This window comes from Pseudorhizobium banfieldiae, assembly GCF_000967425.1.
In the GTDB taxonomy this organism is placed as follows: Bacteria; Pseudomonadota; Alphaproteobacteria; order Rhizobiales; family Rhizobiaceae; genus Neorhizobium; species Neorhizobium banfieldiae.
Genome location: NZ_FO082820.1, coordinates 224,240 through 237,383, shown reverse-complemented (window position 1 = coordinate 237,383; position 13,144 = coordinate 224,240). Strand labels below are relative to the sequence as shown.

At 60.4% G+C, this 13,144-nt stretch carries 11 protein-coding genes; all 11 read right to left on the bottom strand.

Going from position 1 to position 13,144, the window contains the following annotated elements; translation table 11 throughout:
- Nucleotides 1-89: 89 nt before the first annotated feature.
- Complete coding sequence (locus tag NT26_RS01165) at nt 90-761, bottom strand: response regulator transcription factor (protein WP_052636969.1); 672 nt, start codon at nt 759-761, stop codon at nt 90-92.
- 282 nt (nt 762-1,043) lie between these two features.
- Complete coding sequence (locus NT26_RS01160) at nt 1,044-1,619, bottom strand: transglycosylase SLT domain-containing protein (RefSeq protein ID WP_152338551.1); 576 nt, start codon at nt 1,617-1,619, stop codon at nt 1,044-1,046.
- The gene (fliK, locus tag NT26_RS01155; protein WP_082077592.1) at nt 1,549-3,060 is read right to left on the bottom strand and encodes a flagellar hook-length control protein FliK; all 1,512 of its coding nucleotides are present in this window, start codon (nt 3,058-3,060) and stop codon (nt 1,549-1,551) included. The genes NT26_RS01160 and fliK overlap by 71 nt, the downstream gene beginning before the upstream one ends.
- Nucleotides 3,057-4,340, bottom strand: a complete 1,284-nt coding sequence (gene motC / locus NT26_RS01150) for a chemotaxis protein MotC (RefSeq protein ID WP_425287721.1) — start codon at nt 4,338-4,340, stop codon at nt 3,057-3,059. Before motC ends, fliK begins: the two co-directional genes overlap by 4 nt.
- 2 nt (nt 4,341-4,342) lie before the next feature.
- On the bottom strand, nt 4,343-5,632 hold the full coding sequence (locus NT26_RS01145) for a MotB family protein (RefSeq protein WP_052636965.1): 1,290 nt from the start codon (nt 5,630-5,632) through the stop codon (nt 4,343-4,345).
- Entirely contained in the window at nt 5,629-6,267 is a 639-nt protein-coding gene (locus tag NT26_RS01140) for a hypothetical protein (RefSeq protein WP_052636963.1), read from the bottom strand. The genes NT26_RS01145 and NT26_RS01140 overlap by 4 nt, the downstream gene beginning before the upstream one ends.
- A 200-nt stretch (nt 6,268-6,467) precedes the next feature.
- A complete protein-coding gene (locus NT26_RS01135) occupies nt 6,468-7,751 on the bottom strand; it encodes a flagellin N-terminal helical domain-containing protein (RefSeq protein WP_052636962.1) in 1,284 nt (427 codons plus the stop codon).
- Nucleotides 7,752-8,049: 298 nt separating this feature from the next.
- On the bottom strand, nt 8,050-9,261 hold the full coding sequence (locus tag NT26_RS01130) for a flagellin N-terminal helical domain-containing protein (RefSeq protein WP_052636960.1): 1,212 nt from the start codon (nt 9,259-9,261) through the stop codon (nt 8,050-8,052).
- Nucleotides 9,262-9,488: 227 nt separating this feature from the next.
- Complete coding sequence (locus tag NT26_RS01125; protein ID WP_052636958.1) at nt 9,489-10,661, bottom strand: flagellin N-terminal helical domain-containing protein; 1,173 nt, start codon at nt 10,659-10,661, stop codon at nt 9,489-9,491.
- A gap of 310 nt (nt 10,662-10,971) precedes the next feature.
- Complete coding sequence (locus tag NT26_RS01120; RefSeq protein WP_052636956.1) at nt 10,972-12,147, bottom strand: flagellin N-terminal helical domain-containing protein; 1,176 nt, start codon at nt 12,145-12,147, stop codon at nt 10,972-10,974.
- 227 nt (nt 12,148-12,374) lie between these two features.
- The gene (gene fliP / locus NT26_RS01115) at nt 12,375-13,112 is read right to left on the bottom strand and encodes a flagellar type III secretion system pore protein FliP (RefSeq protein WP_052636954.1); all 738 of its coding nucleotides are present in this window, start codon (nt 13,110-13,112) and stop codon (nt 12,375-12,377) included.
- Between the last annotated feature and the right edge of the window lie 32 nt (nt 13,113-13,144).

Genomic DNA, 13,144 nt, shown 5'->3' with positions numbered 1-13,144 from the left:
GTAGCTTTATTGTCCGGGAGAGTAGGTGGTGGGCCTTGCGTGAAACTGTCTGAATTCCGCTTCATTCAGGGAAGCGGAACTCGTCTGCGTCAGTTCCAGTCGATGCAGTAGCCAAGGAAGCGCTTCGAATCGATCGGATCAGTCCCGAGTTTCTTGCGCAGCTTCTTTCTCAGCTTGCTGATGTGACTTTCGACCACGTTCTCTTCGACTTCTTCGTCAAAGATGCCGTAGATCGCGTTGAAGATCTGGGTCTTGGAGACACGTCGGCCACGATTGGCGACCAGATATTCGAGGATGCGACGCTCACGCCGCGGCAAGGGGAAGGTTTCTCCGGCAATTTCCGGATCACGGCCGTCGGAGAACACCCGGATCTGGCCGACGTCGGTGTGGTTGGCGATCGCCTTCAGGCGGCGCCGGATCGCCGCCGCACGCGCTAGAATCTCGCGGGGATGGACCGGCTTGCGCACGACGTCGTCAACACCGCTGTCGAACAGGGCAAGAGTAGCGTCGAGCGAGGGTTGGTCGCTTACCGCGATGACCGGTGCCTGGGAGCGGTCGCGAATGGTCCGCGGCAGCTCGAGCATGCAGTCCCCCTGGCCAATCAGGAATGCCTCCACGGCATGCAGATCGCCGTCGGCTGCCGTGTTCACCCATTCGGTGAACTCTGCCGGATCGAAGCCTGTCGAGGGAATGCCCTCGCGTCCAAAAAGAGAAGTATAGCCATTTTTCACGAGCTCGCGCTCGTCAACCACTACGATCATTCGTCCGCCTCCGAATCAGTTGTGGTGTTTCGATGAGGCTATGGGTACGAATCGTGGGAATCGGACACAAGCTGCAGGAAGTTAACCAAACAAATTAACAGTTGATTAACCATCGGCTGCCGATTTGCACTATATGTAGTAGGTCACCGGCGAACTGGCACAATTTTTCCGGGGAGAAATTAATATTTGATCGAGCAGGGGCTTGCATCGCTTAATTTTGCCCCAAATCTGCCACACGTCAGATTGCGAGTCCTGGTGGCTGGCTCCTGCAGCCAGAGGTTGCTATTCCGCGCAGAAGCTCGAGGCGTTGGGCGTCCATTTCCCGTAGCCGGTGGCAACCAGATTGCTGATCACCCGGCAGACATATTTCTTCTGCGCGGGATCATTGTTCGGCCCTGCATGGTATCGCGCGACTGCCATGGTCCAGGTCTCGTGACGGCCGTGGAGGTTGCGGAGAAACTTCGCTGCGTACTCCACGTTGCGCCTGGGCTCGAACATTTCCTGTGCCGATGAGAAGTTCTCACCGTGGAAGTGGTGGTTGATTTGCATGCACCCGATGTCGATCAGCTTCCGTCCCTCACGCCGGGCGGCTTCGAACACTGCAAGCGCTTCCTGCGTCGAGGAAGGGTAGTACGCCTTGCCCTCGACGTTCATCGCATAGGCGTAGAGGCTTCCCTTCCGCCCGGTCTCGGTGAGGCCGACGGAGTAGAGGATGCCTTCGGGAACGCCGTATTTGGCGGCTGCGGCCTGGATTTCCCGTTCGCAGGCACCGCCAGAGGCGAGTGCGTCAGAGGTAAAGCTGGCCGTTGCGAGCACCGACAGGATCGGCAGAAGCAGCCTTTTCAGTGACCAGTTCATTCCCGTCCGCCCTTCCGTTCATCTCGCTATCGAAGCCGGGCCTCTGCTGTTCCCGGTTCTGCGCACCGCCATTTCGTTCCCCGCTCCCGGTCATCTGCTGGCCGGTTGCGGCATTCTGCTGTCCCTTCTGCTGCTCGGCGTCAGCCGTGGACGAGATGTTGATGGTCAGTTGATCGACCGAGAATCCGTGGGCCTTCAGCGAGTCGAGCATGCCCTTGCTGTCCTCGCTCAGCTGCCGATACGCCGCGCGCGTTTCCACCGTCAGATGAACGTGAAGCTCCTCCCCGATCAGCCGCAGCGTGGCAGTTACCGTGCCGAGATCATGAGGCGTCATCTGCAATTTCAGCATCTGGACGGCCGAGCCTGTAGCCCCGCCAACGACTGTGTCAGCGGCAACTGCGCGCGAATGCATTGCTGACGACCATCCCGTGTCGCCGGTCATGGCTGCGAGCAGCGAGGTGCTATTGGAGCTGGGCGCGAGCCCGAGGAACCGTCGGGATTCGATGATGGAAATGTTCTCGATCGGTGCAGCCTTGCCCTTGCTCTCTCCCGCCCTGTCCGAGACATTTGCGGCACGCGTCAGTTCAGCAGCAACACCGCCCCCCTTTGCGTCAGAAAAGCGGAAGCTACGTTGCGTCTGAACCGCACTGTCCACTTCCGTCGTTGGCATCTCCAGCGTCTCACCCTGGGCACCCGCGGTTCGGCGGAGACTTTCCGAATTCGCCTCCCCGCCTCTCATCGCCTCCGGTTCAGGCTTGCGCCCTCCCCCGGTCTGCGTGTGGCGGCTTGCACCGTGAGCAGACCAGGCTTGAGCCGGCCCGCCAAGAATGTTCAGGAGATCAGACGTGCCATGAGGGTCGCCGGCCCCGGAAGCGGCGCCGCTGAGCAAGGCATCATCTGCATCGGCCGTTCCGGCCTGATCTGTTGCGAACTCTCCCACCACTGCCGATGAAGGCCCGCGCTTCGCCTCCAAAAGGTTGGCACCATCGGTTTGCTTCACCCCAAAGCCCGCCTGGAAAATCGAGGTCCGTGCGGGAGAGGTTTTATCCAGCTCGTGACGATTAGGGTGCGCAAGCCTTGTCGCGGGATTGATGATGGACGCACCCGAATCGCGGTCTCCGAGCATATTCTCCAAGCCGCTATCGGGCGGCAATTCACCATCAGCTCCGGAACCAGCCCGTGCTTCGCCCATGCTCCGTCCGCTCGACTGCGTCGAAGCGCTGGACAAACCAGCTTCCCCATCATCTGCATCACCCCGTCGCCCCGATCCATTGACCGCAGGCTGGCTCGATGCCGCCTCACCTTCCCCAGCGTTTCGTCCCCCCAGACGCGTCAGCGTATTAGAGAAGCCCGCCTCTCCGTCTTCGGCCTTACCCGATCGGCCCAATACCTTGACTGCAGGCTCAGCCGTCGCCGCCTTGGATAGAGCATCCAGCATCATCGCACTACACCTTCCTGTTTCAGAAGATCGTCGATCTCGCTCAACTTGGAACGACCGGATTCGACAAAGGTCTGGATTTCGGGATCAATCTCGACGCTGCTCTCCAGTGACGCCGGGAGCGCCACAACTGCAGGCCCGGGATCTTCATATCCGGGAGACGCTTCCTCAATTTCAGCGTCGGGTCGAGCCTCGACTTTGACGCCTGCATCTTGCGCGAGGCTTTCCGTTGTCGGCTTGCGAATGACCTCACTCGCAATCGCCTGCGCGGCAGCGCGCAACGCCTGGTCACGCGGGGAGAGTTCATCCGCCGGAATGGCTGCAAGATCCTCAATGGCAGTTCCGACTTCCGATGTCGGAATGCTCGCGACGCCACGATACAGCCTCGCCAGCACTTCCGGTCCGTCGGCAGCCATGCCTGCCAGAGCCGCAGCCTTGCCAGACGCCATCCGCGCCAGATCATTCTTGCCATCGAGTGTCGCGCGGCGGGCGATGCGCAGGAAGACCTCGCGACGGCGTTCGACATCCATGAACTCTACCGTCGCGTCGATGTCAGGCTCACTTAGCTCTGGATGGTGCTCAACGACAAGTTGGACAAAGAAGTCCACGAACTGGCTGGCATAGGGGGAATGGACAAAACGGCGGGCGTATTTTCGGGAGTATGCCAAGCCCTTGTCCACGAGGTCGGCATCGACCGCGATGGCAACGGAACGCCGCAATGCTGCTTCTTCTATGATCGTGCCCGGCGCGCCCAATCGAGCGATGTCGTAGTACTCCAGGGCGCCGACCGGGTTTTCCGGATCCGTGACATTGCCACTGACGAGCGCAACATAGGGGCCGATCGCCTGATCACGATACTCCATCGCCATGTCGCCCAGGCTCTTGGCAACGAGTGTTCCCTTGCCCCCCAGATACTTCCGCAAGGCATCTGCGACGCGGCTGTCGAAGTTTCCCGACAGGTCGCGCTCCACGAGGTATTCTAGCGTGGCTGGATTGCCGCCGCTCATCGCATAGATCAAGGCGGCATCGACGTTGCGCGGGTCATCGAAGGTCGACGTATCCGCAGCCCGAAGCGCCGAGTCGATCTTGTTGAGCATGAAGCGCTGCATCTCGCCAGCAGAATGATCGCCGAGGGCGACCGTATCCTGCACGAATTGCAGCGAACGGAGCATGATGTACGGGGCGAGTTCAGGCGTCTCCTGCGCACTGACGGAGCGCGCGGGCTGCCCTCCCAGGAGGAGAACCGCTGCGAGCGCTGCCGAACGAAACACCATCCGCGGCATAGCTATCCCTCGTCGGCCTGCAACAGGATCTCGATGCGCCGGTTCGCGGCGGCCAGCGGATCTTCCGGCACCTGCAACCGTCGATCCGCATAGCCGGAAACCTGCTGCACACGGCCCTCCTTCAGGCCGCCGCGGACGAGCATGTAGTAGGCGCTGTGCGCGCGGGCCATGGAAAGCCGCCAGTTGTCGTTCTCGCCGCCCTTGAACTGGCGACCGTCCGTATGGCCGCGCACCAGGATCGCGCCCTTGCGCTCCTGCAGGATCTTGCCGATTTTCTCCATCGCCAGAACCATCTCGCGGCGAGGAACCGCTGATCCAATGTTGAACATGGGATCGGCAGCCTGATCCGAGATCGTCACCAGCAACCCACCTTCTGCAGGAGTGACCACCAGGCCCTCGGCGAGCTCGCCGGCGACGCCGTTTATCTGCTTTGCGATCTCCTGACGCAGAGCATCGGCCTCGGAGGTCCCCTCCTCTGCGCCATCTGCTGGCGCATCGGCGACGTCCTCCTTGTTGTCCACGTCCTCCGGGCCATCGCTCTTGTCGGTTGCCGCTTCCGGCTTGTCGTCGGCCTCGACCTCCGGCTTGCGGGCAGCCTCAGGCAGATCCGTGTTCTGGCGGGGCTGAGGCATTGCAAGCGCGACCTCTTCTTCCACCGGCGGCTCCCCGTCCGTCGTCGTCGACGATCGCGCTTCCTGCTGTTGCTCGGAACTGGTGACCTGAACCTGCTGGGTCCAGAAATCCGGATCGAATGGATCGCGATAGGCCTCGCCGCCGTCGGCGCCCGTGGCAGGACCGGAATCGGCAGCGCCCCCCTCGCCCTTGGCGCTGATATTCGCCTGCTGACCAACTTCCTGGGCAATTTCGGCCAGTACCGAGTAGGGATTTTCGAAGTAGTCAGCCTCGGAGTAGTTGGTCTCGTCGCCGGATGTCGAGGTCATGTCCTCGCCGGTTGCCGCGGCCGAGCCTATTGTGCTGCCCTCCGCCTTGACCTTCGAGCGCTCGGTCTGTTCCTGACCCTCCGCCTGGTCGACCGGCTTTTCGATGCCTTTCTCGGCAGGCGTTTCGTCTGAAAGCTTGATGGGATTGAAGTAGCTCGCCATCGAGGCCTTCGTTTCCTCATTCGCGGCGTTCACGAGCCACATCACGAGGAAGAATGCCATCATCGCCGTCATGAAGTCTGCATAGGCAATCTTCCAGGCGCCGCCATGGGCGCCGTCGTGGTCGCCGCGGTGCTTCTTGACGATGATGATCTCGTTCTTGCCGTGGTGATGGTTCTCTGTCTCGCTCATGCAAGAAGCTCCTTCACCCGGGCCGACCAGGCGGAGAGCCGCGTTACGAGGGCCGGATCACCAAGGTCGGCAGAGACGTCGAGATCGCTCGCCTCAACATGACGGAGCACGGAAGGCAGGCTGTCACCGAGCGCTTCAGACAGCTTCATGCGCAGATGCTCCGGCCCACGTACCGTGACCGTCGCCACGTCCCCTTCGAGCACTGCCGCCCTGATGAGATCCGCCATGTCCGCGATGGCCTTGTCGGTCAGCGCCTCTTCAACGATGGGTGCAAGTACCTTCGCAGTCTGGTCGCTTACCGCCTCGGCGACTGTTATGGCGATCTGACCGAGCTTTGAATGCACAAGCTCCACGATTTCGTTCTCGTAGCGGGCTTTCAATGCCGCCATTTCAGCCTCCTGAGCCGCCAGGAGAGCCTGCCGTTCCTCGGCCCATTTCGCCTGAAGCTCCTGCGTGGCTGCTTCAAATCCCCTGGCATGGGCTTCGGCGCGCTCGGCCTCGATATCGACAGGTTCTTCGACAACCGCATCCGATCCCGAGAAGCCGCCGAAATCAAAGTCGCCACTCGCCTCCGGAGGGGGTGGCGGCGGCACTTCGCCGAAATCCTTCAGAAAACGGGCAATCGAGGCTGTCATTGCTGGAACCTGTTCATCTGTCCTGTCCAGGCTAGTACATGCAGGGCAACAAAGGGTTACCGCCAGCACTAGCCGATTGCGCCGCACCATCCACAGAGAAGCCGGCATCTGCCAGCAGGCTAGATTTCCAAGCTTGTGCGAGGATGAAGGTAGACGGCGATGTCGGCCCCGGATGCCCCGCGGCCAATCCCATCGCAAAATTACTGCCTGAAGAGGGTCAGGATGTTCTCGGCATTGGTGTTGGCGATGGAAAGCGACTGGATGCCGAGCTGCTGCTGCGTCTGCAGGGCCTTCAACCTGGTCGACTCCTCGTTCATGTCCGCATCCACCAGACGGCCGATGCCCTTGTCGATCACGTCGATCAGGGAGGCAATGAAGTCCTCCTGCAGGTCGATGCGGCTCTGGATAGAGCCAAGGCTGGACGCGGCGCTCGTCATGGCCAAAAGCTGCTGGTCGACGAAACTCATCATGATGTCGAGGACATCAGTGTCCTCGGTTATCGAACCCGGCACCTTTGCATTCAAGGCGACGCGCAGGTCCCCGAGCTTCGTGATATCCAACGTAACAACGGAAAGGTCGACCTTGCGATTGTTCAGGTTGTTGCCGGCGACTACGACGTAAAAGAAGTCGTTTGTGCCGTCATTGTGGACCGGCACAGTGAACGCCGGCCCAACAGCCGAATCGGTGGTCGTCGCTTCGACCCAGACATCGTCGGTCACCTTGAAGTAGGATCCGCCGCCTGCCGTATAAATCGATGGGTCGGCATTGGTATCAACGCCAAGCCCTGCGAGATCTGCATCCCTGTAGGTGAGCACTGCGAAGTTGGCGTTCGTCACCAAACCTGCCCCGTCGTCCGTCGACGCGGTGACCGCCATCTCACCCTTGGCTACATAGGCCAAGTCCTTATCAAGGATACCCAGTTTGCCGCCACTGGTGTCGAAAAGGACTGTTGTGGAATTCATGGGGTAGTCGACAGTGGTAACCGCAACCTCGCCGGAAGGGCCGCGGGTGAAGGCTGAAACCACCTCCTTCAGAAGCGTCTTCTCGACCGCCGGGCTGCCGCCGTCGCTGATGACGCCCTGGATCCAGTTCTCGCCGGAGAAGCTCGCGGACTCCGAGATGCTGTGCAACTGCTCCTGCAACTGCGTGATCTCTTCCTGGATTTTTGACCGGTCGACGCCGACGCCGTAGGCGGCGACCAGCTTCGACTTGATCTCCTGGACAGTCGCGATCGCGCTGTCCATCGCCTCATACGCCGTATCGACCTTGGCGGCGCCGAGGCCGAGCGCATCCTGAACGGTCGACAGGGTGCCATTGTCGGAGCGCATGGTCGTCGCGATCGACCAATAGGCGGCATTGTCCTCGGCCGTCTCAACGCGCAGGCCGGTGGAAACACGCGCCTGCGTCGTCTCGAGGTTCCGGTCGATCGACCGGAGCGTCTGGAGCGCCGCCATAGCAGCAACGTTGGTAAGGATACTGGTCATTGCCCCTGCCTCTGTCTCGAATGCCGATGTGCATCAGGAAGACGACAGGAAGGGCTTCATGCTCGGCCGCCGGTTCCCGTCATGGGCGGGCGGTCTGTCGTTCGTTAACAAATCGTTAACGCGGACAGTTAACAGCCGAGGCTTGCGCGTGGCAAGCGCCGAGCTTGCGGGCGGGAATGATCCGAAAGGCTTCACGCAAGTTCCGTACATGCGAAAACCGCGCCCCTTGCGGGACGCGGCTTCCATCATGACTATCAGTCCGCAGGGCGGGACGAAGATGCCCCTAGCCGGGCTCCGCTTACTGGCGGAAGAGAGTCAGGATGTTCTCGGAGGCGGTGTTGGCGATGGAGAGCGACTGGATGGCCAGCTGCTGCTGCGTCTGAAGAGCTTTCAGGCGGGTCGATTCCTCGTTCATGTCCGCATCAACCAGGCGGCCGATACCGGAGTCGATGGAGTCGGTGAGGGCCGCAATGAACTCCTCCTGCATCCCGATGCGCATGGCGATCGAGCCAAGGTCGGCGCTGACGCTGATGGCGGCTTCAAGTGCCACATCTACGGCCTGTACCATAATGTCCAGTTCGGCATTGGTCAGGGTGGTGATGTTCAGCAGATCGATCGACTGAGGTGCAACGATATTGGTCTGCGGTGCTCCGGTCACACCGGTATCGACACCCCATTTAGTCGTGCCGTCATCATAGATGACTTCCTGACCCGTGGCCAACACATCGATTGCGCGCACCCAGTGACCATCCACCTTGACATAGTCACCGTTGTAGTCGACGCCGCCGGGCGGGACGATGTAGCCGGTTACGTTGGCAGAGTCTCCGGTGAAGACAGCACCGGCTCCGATCAATCCGTCGATCGAGTACACCCCGACCGTATGCTCCGAAACCGTGCCATTGATGTTCACCTGAAGGGTGACGGCCGACTGCGAGACGTTGAACTGCTTGTCCAGAATGCCGGTGTTCCCTCCTGTGTCGAAGAGGACATTGGTGGCCGAAAGCGTATAGTTGACTTTCTGCACCGAAACAGCTCCCGTCTCGTCGCGAACGAAGGAGGCGACGACGTTCTTCTGGAGAGCTGCGCCGCCGGCCGTGAGATCGGCCTGCAACCAGTTCTCACCGGAGAACGAGGCAGCGGAAGCGATCGAGGTCAGCTGATCCTTCAGCTGTTCGATTTCCTCCTGGATCTTGCTGCGATCGACACCCTCTTCCGTCGCGGCGACGACCTTGGCCTTGATCTCCTTCATCACTTCCACGACGGTTTCCATCGCGGCATAGGCGGTATCGACCTTGGCTGCGCCGAGACCCAAGGCATCCTGGACGGCGGAGAGGGCCATGTTGTCGGACCGCATAGTCGTGGCGATCGACCAGTAGGCGGCATTGTCGGAAGCGGTGCCGACGCGAAGACCGGACGAAACGCGCGCCTGGGTCTCTTCCATCTTGGCGTCGATCGAACGAAGGGTCTGAAGTGCAGCCATGGCTGCGACGTTTGTGAGAATGCTTGTCATAGTGGTTGCCCCTATATTGGCTAGATGAGGGACATCCCGGAACCGCCGGGAACGATGGTGTGGCCTGATGCCGTTAACCGCTTCTTCGTCTAGGTTAACCCATCGTTACGATGGTTGCAGTTAAGCCGGGCATGGTTAACAAACCTTAAACGGAGTTCATAAAGTTTAACGAAACAGAAAAAGGCCGCCCCGAGGGGACGGCCTTCCGAGTGTCAACTGTTCGGAGATTAACGGAACAGCGTGAGGATGACTTCCGAAGCCGAGTTGGCAATCGAGAGCGACTGGATCGCCAGCTGCTGCTGCGTCTGCAGAGCCTTCAGGCGGGTCGACTCTTCGTTCATGTCGGCGTCGACCAGACGGCCGATACCGGCATCGATCGATTCGCTCAGCTTCTTGACAAACTCTTCCTGCATGTCGATGCGCATGCCGATCGAACCGAGGTCGGCGGCAGCACTCGTCATGTCGGTCAGGGCGGCGTCAACAGCGGAGATCATCACGTCGAGCTGCGCATTGGTCAACGTGGCGAGGTCAAGTGTCGCAACCGACTGCGTAGCAACGGCCGTGGCCGGAACAGCGGTCGTGTCAACGCCCCACTTGGTACCTGTGTCGACGACAACTTCCTGACCGGTTGTGCCGACGTCGACAGCCGCTACCCATACGCCATTGACCTTGACGTAGTCGCCGGCAAGAGCACCCGTGGAGTTGGCATAGTCGCCGGTGAAGGTGGCACCGTCGGCGATCAGGTCGTCGACCGAGTAAGCACCGACGGTAACTTCCGTCTCGGTGCCGTTCATATTGACCGTCAGCGTCGTGCTTGCCTGCGAGACGTTGTAGGTCTTGTCGAGAACGCCGGTGTTGCCTCCGGTGTCGAACAGGACGTTGGTGGTGGCAAGCTGGTAGTTGACCTTCTTGACCGACACATTGCCCGCGTCGTCACGGACGAAGGAGGCGACGACGGACTTCTGGAGAGCAGCACCGCCGGCGGTGAGGTCGGCCTGCAGCCAGTTTTCACCGGAGAAGGAAGCAGCGGAGGCGATGGACGTCAGCTGATCCTTCAGCTGGTCGAGTTCTTCCTGGATCTTCGTGCGATCAACGCCGTCTTCGGTGGCGGCAACGAGCTTGGCCTTGATTTCCTTGACGACTTCGATGGCCGATTCCATACCGGCATAGGCGGTATCGACCTTGGCGGCACCGAGGCCGAGAGCGTCGGAAACAGCCGAAAGAGCCATGTTGTCCGAACGCATCGTGGTTGCGATCGACCAGTAAGCAGCGTTGTCAGCGGCTTCGCCGACACGCAGACCGGAGGATACGCGAGCCTGGGTCTCTTCCATGCTGGAGGAAATTCCGCGCAGGGTCGAGAGCGCGGCCATGGCTGCGACGTTAGTCAGAATGCTAGTCATTTATGGGTGCCCCTTGAATGGCTGATTTTGGAAAGGGACATTCCGGACTGTACCGGGAGCCGGCGCACAGCGTCATGCTTGCTAACCCGTTAATTATCAAGGTTAACTCGCCGTCTCGATGAGGCTAGCTAACGCCGGTTTGGTTAATGAAGAGCTAAACGGAGCGGCCAAAGAGGCACAGCCTGAGATTTTATTTTGCAGCCTTTGCGTGTGCGCGCGCGTGCCACAAGATGCTTAAAAAATGATAAAGCCGCACCTGTTGCCAGGTGCGGCTGAATGTACCGGCTCTGAAGCCGATGGGCGTATCCGATTAACGGAAGAGCGACAGCACGTTCTGCGAGTCGGAGTTAGCGATCGACAGAGCCTGGATTGCCAGCTGCTGCTGCGTCTGCAGAGCCTTCAGGCGGGTCGACTCTTCGTTCATGTCGGCATCAACCAGGCGGCCGATACCGGCGTCGATCGATTCGCTCAGCTTCTTGACGAACTCTTCCTGCATGTCGATGCGCATGCCGATCGAACCGAGGTCGGCGGCAGCACTCGTCATGTCGCTCAGGGCCGCGTCAACAGCGGAGATCATCACGTCTAGCTGGGCGCTCGTCAGCGAAGCCAGGTCCAAGGTCGCAACCGATTGCGTGGCAACGGCGGTGGCCGGAACAGCGGTGGTGTCTACGCCCCACTTGGTCGTGGTGTCGTCATAGACGACTTCCTGGCCGGTGGTGCCGACGTCGACCGCCGCTACCCAGACGCCGTTGACCTTGACATAGTCGCCAGCGAGGGCACCGGTGGAGTTCGCGTAGTCGCCATCGAAGGTGGCGCCGTCGGCGATCAGGTCGTCGACCGAGTAAGCACCGACGGTAACTTCCGTCTCGGTGCCGTTCATGTTGACCGTCAGCGTCGTGCTTGCCTGCGAGACGTTGTAGGTCTTGTCGAGGATACCGGTGTTGCCTCCGGTATCGAACAGGACGTTCGTGGCGTCGAGGGTGTAGTTTACCTTCTTGACCGACACGTTGCCCTGGTCGTCACGGACGAAGGAGGCAACGACGTTCTTCTGGAGAGCTGCACCGCCGGCGGTGAGGTCAGCCTGCAGCCAGTTTTCGCCGGAGAAGGAAGCAGCCGAAGAGATAGCCGTCAGCTGATCCTTCAACTGGGTGATTTCTTCCTGGATCTTGGACTTGTCGACGCCGTCCTCGGTTGCGGCAACGAGCTTGGCCTTGATTTCCTTGACGACTTCGATGGCCGATTCCATACCGGCATAAGCGGTATCAACCTTGGCGGCACCGAGGCCGAGAGCGTCGGAGACCGATGACAGAGCCATGTTGTCCGAACGCATCGTGGTTGCGATCGACCAGTAGGCGGCGTTGTCCGAAGCGGAGCCGACGCGCAGGCCAGACGAAATCCGGGCCTGGGTTTCTTCCATACCGGAAGAGATGGAGCGCAGCGTGGAGAGAGCTGCCATTGCATTGGTGTTGGTCAGAATGCTCGACATTATGTTTGTCCCTTTGACAAAATACTGATGGGGGACATACCGGATCGGTTTCCCTTCCGGTCACGACAGCCCGGCGTCATGCCACTCGGTGCCGCATCTTTGGCTACCAAACCCGTCGTGTGAGGCAAAGGTCGCACGCCAATTCTTGCCAACATCTTAAATCCGAGCGCCCCTCAGGTCGGCAGTCGGCTCATGGTAAACGGGGGGTAAGGAGGCTTGGTTAACGGTCAGCCGAATGACCGTACAAGGCTGCCGACGAGCAGGTTCCAGCCGTCGATCAACACGAAGAAGAGGATCTTGAATGGCAACGAGATCGAGGTCGGGGGCAGCATCATCATGCCCATGGCCATTGTGATGGCGGCAACCACCATGTCGATCACGAGGAATGGCAGGATGATCAGGAAGCCGATCTCGAAGCCGCGCCGGATTTCCGACAGCATGAATGCCGGGATGAGAACCCGGTAATCGATTGCCTCGGCCGTACCGACGGTCTGGTTCCGCTCCCTCGCCAGATCGACGAAGAGCGCCAGGTCCTTGTCGCGCGTGTTGACGCTCATGAAGGCACGGAAGGGCTCGGCGATCCTCTGAACCGCCTCGGCCTCCTGTATCTGATTTTCCAGAAGTGGCTGCACTCCCTCGTTCCAGGCCCGGTCGAAGGTTGGTGCCATGACGTAGAAGGTCATGAACAGCGCCATGGAGATCAATATGAGGTTGGACGGCGCAGTGGCCAGTCCCATGCCGGAGCGGAGGATCGAGAAGGCGATGACGAAGCGCGGGAAGCTGGTCACCATGATGAGGATGCCTGGCGCGACCGAGAGGACGGTCAGAAGACCGAACGTCCGGATGATCCAGGCCGCAGCGGAGCCGTCGACGGGCAGGTTAAGAAGGTCGGCGGGCGACTGCTGTGCCAGGGCAAGTCCCGGAATCGCCATCATGGCTATGAGCAGGAGGATCAGCCGAATCATGCGATCACGAAGGTTCTGGACATCGACCTTCG